This is a genomic window from Nocardia puris, from assembly GCF_003315035.1.
GTDB classification, from domain to species: Bacteria; Actinomycetota; Actinomycetes; order Mycobacteriales; family Mycobacteriaceae; genus Nocardia; species Nocardia puris.
The window spans coordinates 178,364-198,220 of the sequence record NZ_QNRE01000002.1; the positions used below are offsets into that span (position 1 = coordinate 178,364).

17 protein-coding genes are annotated in these 19,857 nt (G+C 69.9%); 8 read left to right on the plus strand and 9 right to left on the minus strand.

What is annotated here, in order from left to right:
* Positions 1 to 40: 40 nt before the first annotated feature.
* Positions 41 to 2,068 (minus strand): SDR family oxidoreductase, encoded by a 2,028-nt coding sequence (locus tag DFR74_RS06415; RefSeq protein WP_067502421.1) that lies wholly within the window; start codon positions 2,066 to 2,068, stop codon positions 41 to 43.
* 978 nt (positions 2,069 to 3,046) lie between these two features.
* Between DFR74_RS06415 and DFR74_RS06420 the strand changes: the two genes are divergently transcribed.
* On the plus strand, positions 3,047 to 4,525 hold the full coding sequence (locus DFR74_RS06420) for a sugar transferase (protein ID WP_067502599.1): 1,479 nt from the start codon (positions 3,047 to 3,049) through the stop codon (positions 4,523 to 4,525).
* 5 nt (positions 4,526 to 4,530) lie between these two features.
* Here the strand turns inward: DFR74_RS06420 and DFR74_RS06425 are convergent, their stop codons facing one another.
* Positions 4,531 to 5,193, minus strand: a complete 663-nt coding sequence (locus tag DFR74_RS06425; RefSeq protein ID WP_067502418.1) for a biliverdin-producing heme oxygenase — start codon at positions 5,191 to 5,193, stop codon at positions 4,531 to 4,533.
* A 233-nt stretch (positions 5,194 to 5,426) separates the two neighbouring features.
* On the minus strand, positions 5,427 to 6,875 hold the full coding sequence (locus DFR74_RS06430; protein WP_067502597.1) for a threonine/serine exporter family protein: 1,449 nt from the start codon (positions 6,873 to 6,875) through the stop codon (positions 5,427 to 5,429).
* Positions 6,876 to 7,122: 247 nt separating this feature from the next.
* Here DFR74_RS06430 and DFR74_RS06435 point away from each other — a divergent pair, with 247 nt between their 5' ends.
* A complete protein-coding gene (locus DFR74_RS06435; RefSeq protein ID WP_067502594.1) occupies positions 7,123 to 7,968 on the plus strand; it encodes an LLM class F420-dependent oxidoreductase in 846 nt (281 codons plus the stop codon).
* Between the two features lie 136 nt (positions 7,969 to 8,104).
* Here the strand turns inward: DFR74_RS06435 and DFR74_RS06440 are convergent, their stop codons facing one another.
* From DFR74_RS06440 to DFR74_RS06450, 3 genes are read right to left on the minus strand one after another with little or no spacing between them, the layout of a single operon-like run.
* The gene (locus tag DFR74_RS06440) at positions 8,105 to 9,754 is read right to left on the minus strand and encodes an ABC transporter permease (protein WP_067502415.1); all 1,650 of its coding nucleotides are present in this window, start codon (positions 9,752 to 9,754) and stop codon (positions 8,105 to 8,107) included.
* Complete coding sequence (locus DFR74_RS06445; RefSeq protein WP_067502412.1) at positions 9,751 to 10,677, minus strand: ABC transporter ATP-binding protein; 927 nt, start codon at positions 10,675 to 10,677, stop codon at positions 9,751 to 9,753. The genes DFR74_RS06440 and DFR74_RS06445 overlap by 4 nt, the downstream gene beginning before the upstream one ends.
* Positions 10,677 to 11,312, minus strand: a complete 636-nt coding sequence (locus DFR74_RS06450; protein ID WP_067502408.1) for a TetR/AcrR family transcriptional regulator — start codon at positions 11,310 to 11,312, stop codon at positions 10,677 to 10,679. Before DFR74_RS06450 ends, DFR74_RS06445 begins: the two co-directional genes overlap by 1 nt.
* 109 nt (positions 11,313 to 11,421) lie before the next feature.
* On the opposite strand from DFR74_RS06450, the gene DFR74_RS06455 reads away from it, so the two are divergent.
* A complete protein-coding gene (locus tag DFR74_RS06455) occupies positions 11,422 to 13,353 on the plus strand; it encodes an acyl-CoA dehydrogenase family protein (RefSeq protein WP_067502591.1) in 1,932 nt (643 codons plus the stop codon).
* Between the two features lie 127 nt (positions 13,354 to 13,480).
* On the opposite strand, the gene DFR74_RS06460 is transcribed toward DFR74_RS06455, so the two are convergent.
* From DFR74_RS06460 to DFR74_RS06470, 3 genes are all read right to left on the minus strand, one after another.
* Positions 13,481 to 13,834, minus strand: coding sequence for a hypothetical protein (locus tag DFR74_RS06460; protein WP_067502405.1), 354 nt, complete (start codon positions 13,832 to 13,834; stop codon positions 13,481 to 13,483).
* A gap of 192 nt (positions 13,835 to 14,026) precedes the next feature.
* The gene (locus tag DFR74_RS06465; RefSeq protein ID WP_232331598.1) at positions 14,027 to 14,911 is read right to left on the minus strand and encodes a nuclease-related domain-containing protein; all 885 of its coding nucleotides are present in this window, start codon (positions 14,909 to 14,911) and stop codon (positions 14,027 to 14,029) included.
* Positions 14,912 to 15,022: 111 nt separating this feature from the next.
* Entirely contained in the window at positions 15,023 to 16,399 is a 1,377-nt protein-coding gene (locus DFR74_RS06470) for a DUF2252 domain-containing protein (RefSeq protein ID WP_067502398.1), read from the minus strand.
* 133 nt (positions 16,400 to 16,532) lie between these two features.
* Here DFR74_RS06470 and DFR74_RS06475 point away from each other — a divergent pair, with 133 nt between their 5' ends.
* The 5 genes from DFR74_RS06475 (at position 16,533) to DFR74_RS06495 (ending at position 19,746) form a co-directional block, all read left to right on the plus strand.
* A complete protein-coding gene (locus DFR74_RS06475; RefSeq protein ID WP_067502388.1) occupies positions 16,533 to 17,165 on the plus strand; it encodes a CDP-alcohol phosphatidyltransferase family protein in 633 nt (210 codons plus the stop codon).
* A gap of 42 nt (positions 17,166 to 17,207) precedes the next feature.
* Positions 17,208 to 17,606, plus strand: a complete 399-nt coding sequence (gene gcvH, locus DFR74_RS06480) for a glycine cleavage system protein GcvH (protein ID WP_067502386.1) — start codon at positions 17,208 to 17,210, stop codon at positions 17,604 to 17,606.
* Positions 17,607 to 17,771: 165 nt separating this feature from the next.
* Positions 17,772 to 18,257 carry a glycogen accumulation regulator GarA gene (gene garA / locus DFR74_RS06485; protein WP_067502383.1) on the plus strand — a complete coding sequence of 162 codons (486 nt, stop codon included), beginning with the start codon at positions 17,772 to 17,774 and terminating at the stop codon, positions 18,255 to 18,257.
* Positions 18,258 to 18,327: 70 nt separating this feature from the next.
* The gene (gene ftsR / locus DFR74_RS06490; RefSeq protein WP_113975034.1) at positions 18,328 to 19,125 is read left to right on the plus strand and encodes a transcriptional regulator FtsR; all 798 of its coding nucleotides are present in this window, start codon (positions 18,328 to 18,330) and stop codon (positions 19,123 to 19,125) included.
* Between the two features lie 147 nt (positions 19,126 to 19,272).
* On the plus strand, positions 19,273 to 19,746 hold the full coding sequence (locus DFR74_RS06495; protein WP_067502377.1) for a bifunctional nuclease family protein: 474 nt from the start codon (positions 19,273 to 19,275) through the stop codon (positions 19,744 to 19,746).
* The last annotated feature ends 111 nt before the right edge of the window (positions 19,747 to 19,857 follow it).

A 19,857-nucleotide genomic window follows, 5' to 3' on the forward strand; every position in this document is an offset into this window, starting at 1 on the left:
ATTTCGCGATCCGGCCCCACCGTCTGTGCTCAGCAGGGGCTCACCACTGGAGACCCGGCACCACCCGGGCGACCCGCGCCGCAGGGTTGGGCAACGCCATCAGCGGCAGGATCACCGGCGCGAGGAGGGTGAGCGGGCCGCGCGACGGGCTGTCCGCGGACGCGCCCGGCGACACCTGCGCGGGAACCTTGGTGCCCTGGGCGGCGGTGGACTCCCCGAACATCCGGAACCCCTGGTGCAGGATGGTGCGCTTCACCGAGGGGAACAGCAACTCCACGGCCTGGGCGAATGTGCCGACCGGGGTGTCGATGCGGTCCGGGCGATCCTCCAGCGCGCGCACCACGATGGCGGCGGCCCGGTCGGGATCGGGCACCGGCAGCGACCGGTACAGGTCGGTGGGCGCGATCATCGGCGTGCGCACCAGCGGCATCCGCACCGAGGTGAACGTGATGCCCGCATCGCGATTCTCGACCGCCGCGATCTCGCTGAAATTGTCCAGCGCCGACTTGCTCGCCACGTACGCGGCGAACCGGGGGACCTTGGTCTGCACCGCGATCGAGGAGATGTTCACGACGTGGCCGAAGCGCCGGGCCCGCATCGACGGCAGCAGGCCGAGGATGAGGCGGACCGCGCCGAAGTAGTTGACCGCCATGGTGCGCTCGAAATCGTGCATGCGGTCGGTGGAGTTCACCACCGCGCGGCGGATCGAGCGGCCCGCGTTGTTCACCAGGTAGTCGACGTGGCCGTGCTCGTCGAGCACGGTGCGCACCAGCTCGTCGACGCCAGCCGGATCGGTGATGTCGCACGGATAGACATGCGCGACACCGCCTTCGGCGCGCACCGACTCCGCCGCGGCGGCCAGATCGTCGCGGCGGCGCGCCACCATCAGCACGATCGCGCCCCGCTTGGCGACGGCGTGCGCGGTGGCCAGGCCGATCCCCGAGGACGCGCCGGTGATCAGGACCGTGCGGCCGGCGAGCTGATCGCCGGTCGCGACGGGCCGGTCGCGGTCGGGGTTCATGTTCTCGCGCCAGAAGGTCCACAGCCGTTCGGCGTAGGACTCGAAGGGCGGCACCGTGATGCCGCTCGGGCGCAGCTGCGCCTGGGTGAAATCGGAGACGAACTCGGAGGCGAACGAGGTGTGCGGCGCGACCTCCGCCGGAATCCCCACCTGCCCCAACAGGAAATCGCGGACCGCGGGCACGCCGGGCAGCTGCGCGAGCCCCTCGAGGACGCGGCCGCTGCCGGGCACCGGGCCGATCCCGGTGGGTCCGCCGGCCGCGGCGGCCAGCGCGCCGTAGACGGCGTCGAAGGGCTGCGGCTCCGGATTCACCAGGTGGAAGGTGCGTCCGTCGAGGCCGGGCCTGCGCACCAGCTCCACCATGGCGTCGGCGACGAAGTCGACCGGCACGATATTGGTGGCGCCCAGGTCGGGCAGCGGCACCGGCAGTTCCGCGGGCAGGCTCGCCAGTTTCGCGATGGCGGGGAAGAAGTAGTACGGGCCGTCCACCTTGTCCATTTCGCCGGTGCGCGAGTCACCGACCACGATCGCGGGCCGGTACACCCGCCAGCGCAGGTCACGCGACTCGCGGACCAGCTTCTCGGCGGTGAACTTGGTGCGATGGTAGGGCGAGGTGAGGTTCTGGCCGAGGTCGAAATCCTCCTCGAAGAACTTGCCCTTGTGGTCGCCCGCGACGGCGACCGAGGAGACGTGGTGCAGCACCGCGCCCAGCTCGCGCGCCAGGGCGATCACCGACTTGGTGCCGGTGACGTTGGCGGCGTGCGAGGTGTGCTCGTCGGCGGTCATGTCGTAGACCGCGCCCAGGTGCACGATGTGGTCGGCCTGCGGCGCCTCGCGGCGCAGGCCGAGGTGCTCGGCCGTGAGGTCGCCGGGCAGCGCGAACGCGCGCTCGCCGCCGTGCCAGTTCTCGGCCAGCTCGGCGAACTTCGCCGCCGACGCGGGGCGGACCAGCACGTGGACGATGGCGTCGGGGTCGGCGTCGAGCAGGCCCTGCACCACCCGCCGCCCGAGAAATCCGGTTCCGCCCGTCACGATGTAGGAGACCATCGTTTCCTCCTGCTGTTCACTCGAACCTGTTGTCGCACAATGTGATCCGGCATGCGGCGGTGAATGCGGGCATCGACGATTCGGCCCCCCAGAACTGCGGCCGGGCCGAAAGTAGGAACACCTTCGTCCTGACTGATAGGGAACAGTAATGGGTGCGGCGTCGCCGGGGCAAGCGGGGGCGGCTCCGCGACGGTGTGGGAATCCTCACCCATCGCACCAGGTCAAACGGTATGTGTGACAAGCTTTTCCAGTTACTTCGAGTGCGGGTACCGGGCGTCGCTAATCTTCAGCTATCACTGTGACTGTTCAGGGCGCCCCTCGTGGTTCGCGTATCGGTGCTCCCGGCGTCGCGGTCTGTGGGGCGTGCGGCCAGTCGTCCGTCGCGACCCGGTACCGCCCGCCGCCGAGGTCGGCATCCTCGGGGGACCGCCGTCGCGCCGGGCGCTTGTGGGTGGGGAATGATCCGGTCGCGCGGACGGCGCGATGAATCCGTGGATGCGAACCTCTCGGCGCGCCGAACTCAATTCTCCCAATACGCATCGGAATACGCGGGAACCGTGAACAGTGCCGGCCGATCAATGCGGAAATCCGCACGGGGAGGCATTTCTCACACCGGCGCGCAGGCGGTGGGTGAATCGGCTGAAAAGGACCGAGTTCGCGTCTCGCTACCGGTGACACGCCGTGTGCGGCATGCCGGTCGGACACCTGGTGGCAATCGTCCGTCGAGGGTTCTTCGTGAGATTCCCGTGGCGGGGTTCGAGATATCCGCGGTGAATTCCCCGTGCGCGAGTCTTCAGCTAATTGTCGGAATACCTTGCGCGCCTTGCGATCCGATTCCCGAAACGCAATTTGTTCTGTAACAATCGTCTGTTGGCCGTCGACAGAGCGAGCATCCCGCCGGCGGTCCGGTGCGGGGCGGCGGGCCCGATCGACGGGGATCGGGGCGACGAATCACTCCCAGGGGGAGGTATGAGTTCCATGACCTACGAGATCGGTGGCGACGGCCTCGCGGCGCCGCGCTCCGCGCGAGAACGCTGGCAGGCCACCTACATTCGCAGGCTGGTGGTGACCGACTCGGTCGTGGTCGCGGCGGCGGTGGGGCTGGCGCAGCTGATCCGCTTCGGCGGACCCGTCGCGCCGCCGCTGGCGTGGAATCTGCCCTACGACGTGGGGTACACGGCGGTGTCGCTGTCGCTGGCCCTCACCTGGGCGGGATTCCTCGCCGTCTGTCACACCCGCTCGCCCCAGGTGGTGGGTAGCGGCACCGAGGAGTACCGGCGGCTGGTCGCGGCCACGCTGCGCCTGTTCGGCGCGCTGGCGATCGTGTCGCTGCTGTTCCGGATCGATGTGGCGCGTGGGTATCTGGCCATCGCGTTCCCGCTCGGCCTGCTCGGGTTGATGCTGAGCAGGCTGGGCTGGCGCGTGCACGCCAGGAGTCGCAGGCGCGGGTACGCCGAATACCTCACCTCGGTGCTGGTGGTCGGCGTCCCCGAGGCGGCGCGGGCCATGGCGGACGCGTTCTCCCAGGACCCGGATTCCGGGTATCGCGTGGTGGGTGTGTGCGTTCCGCGCGGTGCGCACGGCGGTTTCGAGGCGTCGGGGCGGATGGTCTCGGTGGTGGGTGACGATCGCACGGTTCTGGACGCGGTGCGCCGCAGCGGCGCCGACACCGTCGCGGTGACGGCCACCGAACATCTCGGCCCGGCCGAATTGCGCCGCATGGCTTGGGAATTGGACCCGCTCGGGGTGGAACTCATCGTCGCGCCCGGCGTGGTCGACGTGGCGGGCACCCGTCTGACCAATCGGCTGGTGGCGGGAATGCCCATGCAGCACATCGCCAAACCCCAGTACGACCGCGCCAAGTCGACCGGCAAGGCGGTGTTCGACCTGTGCTTCGCGGGGATCGTGCTGCTCGCCATCGCGCCCGTCCTCGTCGCGATCGCCGTGGCGGTGAAACTCACCAGCCCCGGGCCGGTCTTCTACCTCTCCGAGCGGATCGGGCGCGGCGGGCTGCCGTTCCGGATGATCAAGTTCCGCAGTATGTACGCCGACGCCGATCGCGAGGTGGCGGCGCTGATCGAGGCGGACGGCGGGAATCCGGTGTTCTTCAAACTGAAGGACGATCCGCGGGTGACGCCGGTCGGGCGCGTGATCCGCAAATTCAGCCTGGACGAGCTGCCGCAGTTCCTCAACGTGCTGCGCGGGGAGATGAGCGTGGTCGGCCCGCGCCCGCAGGTGCGGCGCGAGGTGGACTGCTACGACGGCGAGACGCGCAGGCGGTTGCTGGTGAAACCGGGCGTCACGGGACTGTGGCAGGTCAGCGGCAGATCCGATCTGTCACCGGAGGATTCGGTGCGCCTGGACCTGTCCTACGTGGAGAACTGGTCCATGGTGCTGGATCTGCTGCTGATCGCCAAGACCCTCGGCGCGGTCGCCCGCGGCGAGGGCGCGTACTGACCGGCTCAGGACGGGCGGCGGGCCGGGAACTCCGCCGCCAGCTCCGCGAAGAGCGCGGTGTTGTAGTCGAAGGCGCGCTGGCTCTCCTCCAGCACCCGCCTGCGCTCGAGCTCGTCGACGTTGAGATCGTCGAGCAGTGCCCGGTATTCGCGTTTGAACGCCGCCGGGTTGGCGATGCCGTCGAAGACGTAGAACCGCACGCCGTCGCCGCGGCGCGGCAGATCCCACAGCTTCTCCGCGGTGCCGCGGATGACCTGGCCGCCCGACAGGTCGCCGAGGTAGCGGGTGTAGTGGTGCGCCACGTAGCCCGCGGGCCAGTCGCGGGCGCACTCCTCGATGCGCTCGGCGTAGGTGCGGGTGGCCGGCAGCGGCGTGACCTCCGCGCGCCAGTTCGTGCCGAGCAGCGCCGCGAGATCACGTTCCAGTTCGGCGGTCCTGGCCAGCTCGGGCTTGATGAACGGACCCGCCACCGGATCGGCCGCCAGCTCCTCCCAGCGGGATTCCAGGGCGCGGTAGACGAACCACAACTGGCCGGTGTAGCGGTGGTAGGAATCGATCCCCAGCGCGCCGCCCAGCATGTCACCGATGAAGCTCGAGTTCTCGGCCTGCTCGTGCTGACGTGCGGTGGCGGACTGGATGCGCGCCGAGAACGGCACCGTCTCCGACATGGTTCTCCACCTCGTTCCTCTGCGGCGACCCGCGAAGTATGGCTACCCTAACCAACCGGTCCGACGATACCGTTTTCGATCTTCTCGCGCACCGGTGTTCCCACGACAGTCCCAGTGTGCCGGACGCCCGCGCTCGGTGGGTGGGTCCGGGGGCGTGCGCCGCCCGAGCGGTCGCGGGGGAGCGGCCCCCGCAACCCGCATCGCCGGTCCCGGCACAGGCCCGCCCGGCGTGCTCAGCGCATGGGTTTGGGACGGGAGGTCGGGGGTCCTGGGCGTCGGCGTCGGCGCACGATGATGGGGCGGCGCAGGGAGCCGAAGCGGCTGAGGATCTGGGGTTGGCGCAGCGTGCGGTCGCACCATTCGCCGAGGGTGACGCCCGCGGCCAGCGCGCAGCCGATGCCGAAGGCGCCGAGCAGTTGGTTCAGGCCGAGCAGCGGATCGTCGTCGAGCAACGAGTACAGCCCGCGGTAGACCGCGAGTCCGGGCAGCAGCGGCGTGATGCCCGCGACCGCGACGACCAGCGGCGGGGTGAGCGCGCGCCGCGCCATCAGACCGCCGGCCATGCCGATCGCGGTGGCCGCGACCCCCGAGGAGATGACCGGCCCGAAGCCCGCCTGCTGCACCAGGAAGTAGCAGATGGTGCCCGCCGCGCCGCCGAACGCCGCGGCGGCCAGCGCGCGCCGCTCCGCGTAGCAGGCGAGCGCGAACGCCACGGCCGCCACCGCGCCCGCCGCGATCTTGACGGGCAGATCGGTGATGTCGCGGCCGGAGGTCATCTCGATCGAGGGCACCGGCAGTCCCGCCACCTGCGCCAAGCGCAGCGCCAGCGCGATACCCGCGACGATACCGCCCGTCATCATCACCACCTCGAGCATGCGGGCGGTCGCCGTGATGGGTGCGCCGGTGATCGCGTCCTGCACCGATCCGACCAGTTGCAGACCGCTGAGCAGCACCGTGATGCCCGCGGCGACGATCAGGGTGGAGTCCACCTCGAGTTGCAGCGGTTCGGCGAGCGCGGTGAGCACGATGGCGGGGGTGACCGCGATCAGGCCGCCCATCATGTGCTGGAAGAAGAACGGCAGGCCGAAGCGGTTCAGCAGCCGGTTCACCCGATCGATGGCGGCGGTGGTGGCGAAGCTGACCGCGGCGACGAGCGCGCCGCCGCCGAGCAGCACCGCGATGGCGGCGGCGAGCAGCGACCAGCCGAACGTCGCCGACCACCTCGGGTAGGGGTGGGGCGCGGTGACGATGGCGTCCAGGGCCGCGCGGGCTTCGTCGGGCGGCACCACCTGGGTGCGGATGCGGCGGGTCAGCCGGTCGACGGCGGCCAGGCGGGTGAAGTCCAGCGAGCGGTAGTGCACGACCCGCATGGTGCTGGCCGGGGGGAGCTGGGGGCCGCGGTCGGCCCAGATGCGGATGGAGTCGTAGGTGACGTCGACGTCGCAGCGGGCCAGTCCGTAGGTGGCGGCGATGAAGCGGACCTGGGTGGCGGTGTCCACCACGCCGGTGCCCGAGGCGAGCACCACCTCGCCGACGCGGATGGCGAGGCCGAGCACTTCGGCCACCGCGGCGTCGTCGGTGAGATCGATCGGTTGCAGCGGCGCGGGCGCGGCGACGATGGTGTCGGCCGTGGCTTGGCGGTCGGCGACGAGCAGGCTGATGGCCTGCGTGACCACCGGCAGTTTCACTGCCTTCGGTGGCCACCGCCGGTGCCGCCGGCCGATGGGATCGGCTCGCGGATCGACATTGTCTCCTCCCGGTAGCGCGTCCACATCCATGCCCGCGAACGTAGTCGCCCGGGGTGGGGTCCGGCATCGTGCCCTGGCACACGCCGCGCGCCCGCCGCGTATCGATCGAGGCCGAACCCTTGGACACGGCCGTCGAGGATGGTAGAACTTGTTCTAGTTTCCGGCGATGGGAGTGCGGACGGTGCGGTACGGAATCGTGTTGTTCACCAGTGACAGGGGCATTACGCCCGCCGAGGCCGCGGCGGCGGCCGAACAGGCGGGGTTCTCCTCGTTCTACGTTCCCGAGCACACCCACATCCCGGTGGTGCGCGCGGCGGCGCATCCGCAGACGGGGGACGCGAGCCTGCCCGACGATCGCTACCTGCGCACCCTCGATCCGTGGGTGGCGCTGGGCACGGCGGCCGCGGTGACCGAGCGGATCACGCTGTCCACGGCGGTGGCGCTGCCCGCCGAACACCACCCCATCACGCTGGCCAAGACCATCGCGTCGCTGGACCATCTGTCCGGCGGCCGGGTCAGCCTGGGTGTCGGATTCGGTTGGAACACCGACGAACTCGCCCACCACGGGGTGCCGCCGAACAAGCGCCGCACCGTGCTGCGCGAGCACCTCGAGGCGATGCGCGCCCTCTGGACCGACGAAGAGGCCTCCTACAGCGGGGATTTCGTGCGGTTCGGGGCCAGCTGGTCGTGGCCCAAGCCGGTGCAGAAGCACATCCCCGTCCTGCTCGGCGCGGCCGGTACCGAGAAGACCTTCGGCTGGCTCGCCGACAACGCCGACGGCTGGATCACCACTCCCACCGAAGGCGGCATCGACGACAAGATCGCACTCCTGCACCGGGTCTGGCGCGAGAAAGGGCGCGAGGGCGCTCCGGAGATCATCGCCCTGGCCGGCCGCCCGGATGCCACCCAACTGGCCCACTGGGCCGAGCGGGGCGTGACCGAGGCCGTCTTCGGCGTCCCCGACCGCTCCGCCGACGAGGTCCGCGCCTATCTGGAACGCCTCGCCGGCAAGCTCGGCCTGACCTGACGCCCGACTCGAAAGATGTTCCGGTGCGGCGTGCTTCCTGCCGTCCGGGATGCGCGCCGCGGCCCCGATCGCCCGGCGCGCGAGGTGACCCCGCCCGGTTCAGGCCCGGACGGGGTCACCTTTTTGTCGAGCTCTCTCAGCCGATGTCGCGGCGCCGGTAGGCGAACAACCCCGCCGTGAGGAGGGCGGCGGCGATCGCCAGGAGCCACAGGATCGGGGTGGCGGTGAATTCGGCGCCGGGGAGTTTGGGCGGGTGGTTGAACGGGACGAGGTTCATCGTCCAGTCGGGGAGCAGGTCGAAGGAACCGATGAAGTAGACGGCGATCAGGGTGGACAGGACGCCCCAGGCCAGCGGCGCGTAGCGGGGGAGGAAGCCGAGCAGCGCGACCGTGAGTCCCGTGACGACCCAGACCGCGGGGAGCTGGACCAGGGCCGCGCCCAGCGTGCCGGACAACTGCCCGCCGAGGTCGTCGGTGGTGGCGCCGTGGATGCCGCCGATGGCGAGCGCCGCGGCCAGCAGGGCCACCGCCGGGCCGAGCAGGGCGTAGCCGAGGTGGCTCGCGGCGTAGCGGATCCGGCCGACCGAGCAGGCCAGCACCAACTCGGTGCGGGTGCCGGTCTCCTCCTCGTGCAGGCGCAGCGCCGCCGACACCGAATAGGCGGCGGCCGCGGCGGCCAGCACGGTGACGGCGTAGGCGATGAAGGAGTCCTCCAGGCTCTCCGAACCGCCCATGCGGGTGACGAGTTCGGCGAGCTCCTCGCTCTCGGCGAGCATGTCGCCGATGCTGCCGACGGTGCCGCCGATCAGCAGGCCGTAGAGCACGAACCCGAACGTCCAACCCAGCAGGGTGCCGCGCTGCAAGCGCGTCGCCAATCCCCACGGCCCGTTCAGCGTCGGGGCCGCGCGGGCGGGGCCGGGCCGTTCGGCCAGCATGCCCGAGCCCGTATCACGGTGCCGCAGCAGCGAATACGCCGCCGTGACGGTGAGCGCGGTGCCGCCGGACAACAGGATCAGCACCCACCAGCGCTCGTCGGCGAACGGACGGATCTGCGCGCTCCACCCCAGCGGTGAGAACCACGACAGCACACCGTTTCCCGCGTCACCGGCGGCGCGCAGGCCGAACGCCGCGCCGAGTGCCGAGAACGCCACACCGCGCGCGACCCGGGCGCCCGCACTCGCCTGGGCGGCCACGGCCGACACACCCGCCCACAGCGCACCCGACCCGGCCAGCGCCGCGCCGAACGCCACCGACCCGGCGGCGGGCAGATCGGACGCGTACAGCGATGCGCCGCAGACGATTCCGGCGAGCAGCGCGCCACCCCAGGTCAGCAGCAGCGCCGAGGTGAGCCCGGCGAAGCGCCCGACGGCGGTGGAGGCCATCAGCTCCGCACGCCCGGACTCCTCTTCGACGCGGGTGTGCCGGATGACCGTGAGGACGGCCGCGATCGCGATGACGGAGTACATCGCCCCGCCCTCCCAGGTGCCGATCGACCCGAGCTCCGAGCTGAACACCGGCCCGTACATGGCGCGCAGCGCCGGATTGGCGGCGGTGGTCTGCGCCAAGGTGTCCAGCTGCGCCTGCGTGGTGTACAGGTCGCGGATGCTGAGGAACTGGAACACCGGCATGAGGCCGATGAGAATCGCCCAGACCGGCAACACGCTTCGGTCCCGGCGCAGCGCCAGGCGCAGCAGGTGGCCGGTGCCCGTGAAGTCGGCCACGACGCCCCGCACGGTGGTGGTGGCGGGAGCGCGATGCGCACCTCCCGCCGTGAGCGTGGCGGTCATGACGCCACCGCGCTCTCGGTCGCGGTGTCGGCGGACTGCCCGTCCACGTGGTAATGGCGCAGGAACAGTTCCTCCAGCGTCGGCGGCGCGCTGGTGAGGCTGCGCACCCCGACGTCACCGAGCACGCGGATCAGTTCGCCGAGGTGTTCGCTGTCGACCTGGCACCGCAGGGTCGTGCCGTCCAGTTCGATGTCGGCCACGCCCGGGATGCGGCCGAGATCGCCGGGGTCACCGAGCAATTCGGCCGTGATGGCGGTGCGCGAGAGGTGCCGCAGGTCCGCGAGGGTGCCGCTCTCGACGGTGCGCCCGGCCCGGATGATGGTCACCCGGTCGCACAGCGCCTCCACCTCCGAGAGGATGTGGCTCGACAGCAGCACCGTCGTGCCGCGGTCGTTGGCCTCGCGCACGCAGTCGCGGAACACCTGCTCCATCAGCGGGTCCAGGCCGGAGGTCGGTTCGTCGAGCAGCAGCAGCGGCACGTCGGAGGCCAGCGCCGAGATCAGCGCCACCTTCTGCCGGTTGCCCTTGGAGTAGGTGCGCGCCTTCTTGGTCGGGTCGAGGTCGAAGCGTTCGACCAGTTCGTCGCGGCGCTTCGGGTCCAGGGTGCCCCGCATGCGCGCCAGCAGATCGATGGTCTCACCGCCGCTGAGCGCGGACCACAGCGTGACATCGCCCGGCACATAGGCCAATTCGCGATGCAGTGAGACCGCGTCGGTCCACGGATCGCGGCCGAGCACCGCGGCCCGTCCGGACGTGGCGCGCAGGATGCCCAGCAGCACGCGGATGGTGGTGGACTTGCCCGCGCCGTTCGGGCCCAGGAATCCGTGGATCTCGCCGTCGCGCACCGTGAGGTCGAGGCCGTCGAGGGCGGTGACGTGGCCGAACGTCTTGCGCAGGCCGCGGATATCGATGACGTCGGTCATCACTTCTCCTTGGTGAGGATGTCGAGCAGGGACGGGTCCGCGAGCAGACCCTGGGTGTAGATCTCGAGCACGGGCGGGGTGAACTCCTCGGCGACCGCCCGCATGACCTGCGCGAAGTCCACCTCCTCGCCGTCGGCGTGGTGGAGCTGGACCCAGAGCATCACGGCGCCGGTATTGAGGGTCACGATCAGGCGCGCCCGCGCCATGGGGTCGCGGCTGGGTTTGATCACGCCCGCCTCGACTCCGCGCTCGATGTAGTCGTAGGCGTCGTCGACCATGCGCTCGAACAGCGATTCGGCGACCGGGCCGCCGGCCTGCAAGCTGCGCACCAGATAGGCGAGCAGCGGACCGTAGGCGTCGATCTCGGCCATGGCGGCGAGGATGCCCTTGGCCGTGTCCGATGAGGTGAGGGTTCGCAGCTTCTGGCTGCGGACCAGCTCGAGCACGCGGTTGTCACAAGCGGTGCGCAGCCCCTCCTTGGACCCGAAGTGGTGATTGACCAGACCGGGGGAGACGCCCGCGGCGGCGGCGATGGCGCGGACTCCGACCTGGAATCCCCGCGCGCCGAACACCTCGATCGCCGTGTCCCGGATGCGGGCCGCGGTGGTGAGGTCCGCGCCGGCCGCCTTCGTCATGGGTCCCCTCTCGTTGAACGCGTGTTCAATAAATTAAACACTCGTTCAATCGGATCGGCAAGGGTTTTGCGTCGACCACCCGACACCGGCGGCGGCTATGGTCGGGTACATGGCTACCGGTAGCTCGACGACGGCAGATCACCTACGCGCGGCACTCGACGGACCGTGGGGCGCGGTTCGCGAGGAGGCCAGGATCCAACTGGCAGGGGAGGAATTCACCGGAGACCCGTATCTCGACTACAAGGCGGCGCGCGCCCGCGTGCTCGACCAGATGCGCGCCATCACGAAACTCGGTCTGGCCGAACGTGGATTCCGCCGGGAGAACGGCGGCACCGGCGAGCCCGGTGCGGCGGTGACCGGTCTGGAGATGCTCGCCTACGCCGATCTCTCGCTGTGGGTGAAGTCCGGCGTGCAATGGGGACTGTTCGGCGGCGCGGTGGAGAACCTGGGCACCGAACGGCACCGCCCCTACATCGAGCGGCTCATCAGCCTGGACCTGCTCGGCTGTTTCGCGATGACCGAATCCGGGCACGGCAGCGACGTGGCCAGCCTCGAGACCACGGCCACCTACGATCCGGACACCCGAGAGTTCGTGATCCATTCGCCGACCCCGTCCGCACGCAAGGATTACATCGGCGGCGCGGCCGAGCACGCCACCATGGCGGCGGTGTTCGCGCAGCTGATCACCGGCGGCGAGAACCGCGGCGTGCACTGCCTGCTGGTGCCGATCCGCGACGAGCACGGCGCGGATCTGCCCGGCGTCACCACCTCCGACGACGGGCTCAAGGGCGGCCTGCTCGGTGTCGACAACGGGCGCATCGTCTTCGACAACGTGCGCGTGCCGCGCGAGAACCTGCTCAACCGCTACGCCGACGTGGCCGAGGACGGCACCTACTCCTCGGAGATCGACAACCCCAGCCGCCGCTTCTTCACCACCCTGGGCACGCTGGTGCGCGGGCGGGTCAGCGTGGGCGGCGCGGCCGCGGCGGGCGCCCGGGTGGCGTTGAGCATCGCGGTGCGCTACGCGCTGAAGCGGCGCCAGTTCTCCGATCCGGACACCGGCGCGGAGACGGTGCTGCTGGACTACCGCAGCCACCAGCGCAGGCTGCTGCCGCTGGTCGCGAAGTCCTACGCCTACGCCTTCGCACAGAACGATCTGGTGCGCCGCATGCACCTGGTGCAGACCGGCCAGGATCTGGCGCCGGGCGCGCAGCGGGCGCTGGAGAAGCGCGCCGCGGGCCTCAAGGTCGCCCAGACCAGGCACGCCACCCGCGCCATCCAGGAGTGCCGCGAGGCGTGCGGCGGCGCGGGCTATCTCACCGAGAACCGCCTGGTGACGCTGAAGGGCGACACCGACGTGTTCACCACGTTCGAGGGCGACAACGTGGTGCTCACCCAGCTGGTCGCCAAGGAACTGCTGACCGCTTACTCCGACGAGGTGCGCGACCTCGACGCGCTGGGCTGGGTGCGCTTCGCCGCCACCATGGCCGGCGACGTGGTGCGCAAGCAGACCGGCGTGCGCCAGCTGATCCAGACGTTGCGCGACCGCAGCGACGAGAACGTCGACGAGGGCGACCTGTCCCGCCGGGCGGTGCAGCTGCAGCTGCTGGCCGACCGCGAGGACTACCTGGTGCGCACCGCCGCCCACCGGCTGCGCGCCCGGGCCAAGGACACCGGGCCGTTCGAGGCGTTCAATAACGCCCAGGACCACATCCTCGCCGCCGGCACCGCCCACATCGACCGCCTGGTGCTGGAGGCGTTCATCGAGGGCATCGCCGACATCCAGGACCCGGAGGCCAAGGCGCTGGCCGACGACGTCTGCGACCTGTTCGTGTACTCGCTGCTGGAGGAGAACTCCGCCTGGTTCATCATGCACCGATTCATGTCGGTGGAACGCGCCAAGGCGGTGCGGCGCGGCGTGAACCAGCTCGTGGACCGCCTGCGCCCCCAGGCGCTGACGCTGGTGGAAGGGCTGGGCGTGCCGGAAAACATGCTGCGCGCGGCAATGCTGGACGACGCCAGCGTTTACGAACGCGCCTAGCACTTCTCCCCGCGGGGCCGGTGCCATCGCGTACCGGCCCCGTCCACAAGGCAACCTATTCGAACCTCGCGACCAAGGCCTACACCTGTTGCAACGGCACTGGATGCCGAGCAATACGCCGAAGGCGTTAGCTTTCGCGGCCGCGGATGAGTTTGCGGATGGTGGCGTCGGGGTTGTCGACGTCCACGACGAGGCGGGTGAACGGCCCGGACGCCAGGTCGACGCGGATCGCCTTGCCGCGGAAGGTGGTGTCCCAGAACTCCTTGCGGCCCTTGCCATCCCGATAGGTACCGGCCGCGATCACCTTGGGCAGGTAAGTGCCGGGCGCCCGCAACCAGGGCGGGCGCAACTCGGGCTCGGCGCGAGCGACCTCGCCGATGGCGTCGGAGGGCACCGTGATCGTGCGCCGCAGCGCCCACAACCGGTGACTGCCGACCACCCGGAAGGTGACGGTACGGCGGGTGACCTCCACCTCGACCATAATGCTCCTCCTCGAACCCGAGCCCAGCTCAACAAACCCTGCCCGGTCTATCAAGCCTGAGCCAGCCCCACCACCATCGGACACCGGCCCGGTCCACAAAGCAACCTTCTGGGACTTCGCGACCAAGGCCCACACCTGTTGCAACGGCACTGGATGCCGAGCAATTCGCCGAAGGCGTTGGCTTCCGTTGGCTTACCCCGGGCCGTAGGTGAGGATCGCCGTGATGACGAACCACAGCGCCCACGCGAACGCGACGAGCATGCCGACCGTGAGCACGGCGCGCCTGAGGGCCCGGCCCATATCGATGTCACCGCGTTCGGGCGGGTACAGCTTCCACGGGCTGTACCAGGGCGCTTCGACGGCGAAAACCGGTCGGTGCGCCTCTTTTTCGGCCTGCGCCAGCTCCTCGGCGTACGCCTCGGCCTGGGCCTGGTTCGGGCCGCCGTGCCACAGCGAGATCTCCACCGGGCCGAGGAAGCCCTCGTTGAGCAGTTCCTGCGGGGCGGGCAGATAGGGCAGGATGCCCAGGCCGCGGAAGGCGATGGCGATGTCGTTCACCGTCCACAGGTGTTTCTCGCTCTGCGCCAGCGTGTCGAAGTAGTGCCGCAGCCGGGCCGGGTCGTTGCCCAGGATGACGTCGAAACTCGGGTCGCTCCAGGCCTGTTCGATGCTCAGCTCGGTGCCGCGCAGCGGGACGACGAGCGCGACGCCGTGCACGGCGCGCTGGCCGAGACCGCGCGCCGCGAGCCAGTCCTGCAATGCGTGCGTGTGCTCGCGCGACCGCTCCAGCGGCGTGCGGCGGTCGCGCCCTTCCAGCACCACGGGCTCACCGTCGATCACCCACGGCCCGTTGAGCGGGATGTCGAGCACGCCGTCCTGGCGGGCAGTGAGCGCCTCGGCCTCGATCACCACGCAGCTGGTGGGCGTCCACACGACGGCGTCGAACTGGTGCAGCCGGTTCTCGTGGAAGAGGCTGCAGTTGATGGTGGCGACGCCGTGCGGGCTGGCCGGATCCTTCCAGGTGCGCAGCCAGTCGATCAGCGCCCGTTCGGCATTGGTGCCTGCCGGGTTCTGCACTCGTACGAGCATTCGCGACCGCCCTTCACGTCGTCACTCGACAGGGGACAGGATACGAGCCCGCGCGCGTGGCTCGCGCGGCTCGGGCCGACCTACGGCGTGTCGGTCGCCTCACTCGGGGATCTCGGCGGCCAGGCGGCCCGCGCGCACGGCCCGCACCAGCTCCTCGTGGTCGGCCTCGGTGCGGTCGGCGTAGCGCACCGCGAACGCGGTGACGGCGTCGTCGAAACGCTCGTCCCCGTCCAGGTAGCCGGCGAGCAGGCGCGGGTCCAGGGAGCGCGAATGCGCCCGCGCGAGCAGCGCGCCCGCGAGCCTGCCGTAGTCGTCGAGATCGTCGGCCGACAGCCCGGCCGGGTCGATGCTGCCCTTCAGATTGCGGAACTGGCGCACGATGAACGGCAGTTCGCGTCCGCCCAGCCGCAACGTCGTCCAGCCGAGCAGAATGTCGGTGTCGGCCTGAACGAGCCTGGCGCCCCGCACGATTCGCTCGCCCTCGTGGCGCACGGGTGGCGCGGGCAGATACGGCGCGAGCGCCGAGGGGATGGACTGCTTGAGTTGCAGCACCAGCACCTCGCCCTCGTTGCCGTGCAGCAGCGCCACATAGCTGTGCAGGCCGACGCTGCCGGTGCCGACGATGCGAAAAGCGATGTCGGACACTGCGAATCGCGCCAGCAGATTGCGCCGCGACTCGCGCAGCGTGTCGGCGTAGCGCTCGAGCCCGTCGACGACCTCGGACTCGATGTCCTCGGCCACCGGGGTCAGCACCGGCGGGTCGCTCACGAATTCGTGCTTGCGCACGTCGGTTTCGTGATCGTCGAGGTGGCGGGTCCACTTGGCGGCCACCTTGGCGCTGGTGTTCTTGCGCGCCTTCTTGGCCGCCTTGTCGAAGTCGTCGATCAGGTCGTGCGCCTGGGCACGGTCGAGCACCGACTCGTCGGGCAGCGCGCTCCAGGATTGCATGAACGGCAGATCCGCCAGCTGGTCCACGGCCACGCGGTAGGAGCGGGCGGCGTCGCGCGCGGCGCGGCGGCAGTCGTCCTCGCTCGCGCCCGAGACGCGCCCGGCCAACACCAGGCTGGCGGCCAGGCGCTCCAGATCCCACTCCCACGGCCCGGTGATGGTTTCGTCGAAATCGTTGATGTCCATGACGATTTCGCCGCGCGCGGTGCCGTAGAGGCCGAAGTTGGCGGCGTGCGCGTCGCCGCAGAGCTGGGCGTCGAGCCCGCTGACCGGTCCGCCCGCCAGATCCGCCGCCATCAGCCCGGCCGCGCCGCGATAGAACGTGAACGGGTCCGACATCATGCGGCCCACCCGCAATGGCACCAGGTGCGGCAGGCGGTCGCGGTGGGTCGCCTCGATGTAGTCGAGCACCTCGGGGCGCCGCTCGCCGCGCGCCTGGCGATCGCGCACCGTCACCGGGGTGGTCTCGCGCAGGGCCCGCCCCCTGGCCCTGACCTCCTCGGCGGGAACATAGGAGCGCAGATCCATACCACTGTCCGACACAACGGATCACGCTAGCGCGCCCGCTCCGGTTCTCGCGCGTTCCGCCCGTGTCGCCGCTCGCCGGGAGGTGCCCGGATGGCGGTGCCGGGGGCCGGTGCGGTATGCACGGCGTGTGACTATGGAACCGGGAACCACCGAACCCGACGGCCGCCCCGGCCTGCGCGGCATCCTGGACGACCGCATCCTCACGGTGCCCAACGTCCTGAGCGTGCTGCGGCTGATCGGCGTGCCGCTGTTCCTGTGGCTGTTGCTGGTCGAACGGGCCGACGGCTGGGCCTTCGCCCTGCTGGTCGCCAGCGGGGTGACCGACTTCCTGGACGGCAAACTCGCCCGGCTGCTGGACCAGAGCTCGCGCCTGGGTGCGCTGCTGGATCCGTTCGTGGACCGGCTCTTCCTGGTGACGACCTTGCTGGCCTTCGTGATCCGCGGGTTGCTGCCCTGGTGGATCGCGGTGCTGCTGGTCGGGCGCGATCTGGTGCTGACCCTCACCCTCTCGGTGTACCGGCGTCGCGAGATGGACCCGCCCGAGGTGATCTACCTGGGCAAAGCCGCCACCTTCGCGCTCATGTCGGCGCTGCCGTGGCTGCTGGCCGGGCAGATGGATTGGGCGCTGGACGGTTTCGGCCGTGCCTTCGGCTGGGCCTTCCTCATCTGGGGCACCGCGGTGTATCTCTGGACGGGCGCGCTCTATGCGGGGCGCGCGATCGCCGTGGCGCGAGCGATACCGGCTGTGGGGCATCGTCACCCATAACCGATAAGGTTGCGTGCACCGTTCACGACGAAAGGACGCCCAGTGGCCCATACCCCCGAGGAACTGCGCTACACCGAAGAGCACGAATGGGTGAACCGGATCGGCCCCAATCGGGTGCGGGTCGGCATCACCGACTACGCGCAGACCCAGCTCGGCGACGTCGTGTTCGTGCAGTTGCCCGACGTGGACCGGGAGGCGACCGCGGGGGAGAGCATCGCGGAGGTGGAGTCGACCAAGAGCGTGTCCGACATCTACGCTCCGCTGGCCGCGAAAGTCGTTGCGGTGAACGGGGAACTGGACGCACAGCCCGAACTGCTCAACAGCGATCCCTACGGTGACGGATGGCTGTTCGAACTCGAGGTCGCCGACCCCGCGGGACTGGACGTCACCCTCGGTGAACTGCTGGATGCGGCAGGTTATCAAGGAGTTATCGGAGGCTGACCCGGCCTTACCGGTTCTCCCTGCACGGGCACGCCCCGGCAGGGTACGGTCAGAGCCAACGGATGTGCCGGCAACCGAATGCCGGTGTTCTGACGACACGATCGGTTGTGTCGACGAAGCATCACCTGCTTGCATGGATAATCAGGTTCGAGGAGGAGAGAAACGGTGAGCGAGAACAAAGACCCGGGTTACCAGGAGACCGCGGCCGAGACGACGTCGGTCTTCCGCGCGGACTTCCTGAACGAGGTCGACGCGTCGCGCTCCGGTGAGCCGACCGGCGAACAGCCGGTGCAAGGGGTGGAGGGCCTGCCCGCGGGCGCGGCCCTTCTGGTCGTCAAGCGCGGTCCGAACGCCGGATCGCGATTCCTCCTGGACCAGCCGACCACGTCGGCGGGTCGCCATCCCGACAGTGACATCTTCCTGGACGATGTCACCGTCAGCCGTCGTCACGCCGAGTTCCGGCAGGACGACGACACCTACCAGGTGGTCGACGTGGGCAGCCTGAACGGCACCTACGTGAACCGGGAGCCCGTGGACTCCTCGGAGTTGCAGAACGGGGACGAGGTCCAGATCGGCAAGTTCCGGCTCGTGTTCCTGACCGGGCCGCGGGCGTCGGTGAACGAGTCGTCAGCGGGTGCGGGCAGCCTATGAGCGCGCCGGCGCCGGCGAGATCGAAAGGCTCGGTGCTGTGACGGGTGCGGCGCAGTGGGCGCGCGGAGGGATGTCGATCGGCTCCGTGCTGGACCTGCTGCGCCCTGATTTTCCCGATGTCACCATTTCCAAGATCCGCTTCCTCGAATCCGAGGGGCTGATCCGGCCGGAGCGCACGCCGTCCGGCTACCGCAGGTTCTCGGTCGCCGACTGCGAGCGGCTGCGTTTCGTGCTCACCGCGCAGCGCGACCAGTACCTGCCGTTGAAGGTGATCAAGGAGCAACTGGAAGCGATCGACAGCGGTGCGGCGACCCTCGGCGTGCGGGAGGCCCGCGCGCGGGCGCACTCCGCGCGGGGTGGTGCGCAGGCAGGGCCTGCCTCCGCGTCCGACGGCGACTCGGCGGCTCGCGACGGGCGCGCCACACCGCCCGCGGCACCCCGCCGCCTGGGCGTGGTGCCGGGCGAGGTGTCGCCCGACGAGTTGCGCTTCGATCACGAAATCCGCCTCACCCGAGGGGATCTGCTCGCCAAGGCCGAGATCGATGAGAAGTTCCTCACCGATCTGATCCGGGCGAATCTGATCACACCGGGCGCGGGGGGCTATTTCGACGCCGAGGCCGTCACGGTGGCGCGCACCGCGCGCGCGATGGCCGAATTCGGCTTGGAAGCACGGCATCTGCGCGCGTTCAAACTGGCCGCCGACCGCGAGGCGGCGCTGCTGGCCCAGATCGCGGCGCCCATCGCCAAGAGCCGCGACGCCGGCGCGCGGGCCAGGGCCGAGGAGACCGTCCGCGAACTGGCGGCGCTCTCGCTGACCCTGCACACCAGCCTGGTGAAGTCCGCGGTGCGCGGCGCGCTCGGCAACTGATTCCGCGCGCGGGTTCCACACCGGCAACACACCGATTTCGGCTGTGCGCACCGATCGCTGCGCCGCCGGAAGTTCGCATAGACTCGTGATACGGCGAGCTCTGCGGAGGTCCAGCCGGGCGGCCGGAAGACAGTGGGAGGCGGAGGCATGAGTGAAATGCGCGTGATCGGCATCCGTGTCGAGCAGCCACAGAATCAGCCCGTGCTGTTGCTCCGCGAGGTGTCGGGGGATCGGTATCTGCCGATCTGGATCGGCCAGGCCGAGGCCACCGCCATCGTGCTCGAGCAGGAGGGGGTGACCCCGATCCGGCCGTTGACCCACGATCTGATCAAGATCCTGATCACCGAGCTCGGGCACACCCTCAAAGAGGTCCGGATCGTGGATCTGCAGGAGGGCACCTTCTACGCGGATCTGGTGTTCGACAACGAGCTGAAGATCTCGGCGCGGCCGTCGGACTCGGTGGCCATCGCCCTGCGCGTCGGCTGCCCGATCTACGCCGAGGAGGCGGTGCTCGAGGAGGCCGGTCTGGTGATGCCCGACGAGCGCGAGGACGAGGTCGAGAAGTTCAAGGAGTTCCTGGAATCGGTCTCCCCGGACGATTTCAAGGCCACCGACAGCTGAGAACGGCGAGAAACTTCTAGACCTGAAGTACAGCTGGAGACTTTTACCGCGCGTCGCGTTTGGTCTCACGATGCCGCTCCCGAGACAATCGACGGGAGTAATCTCGATAGT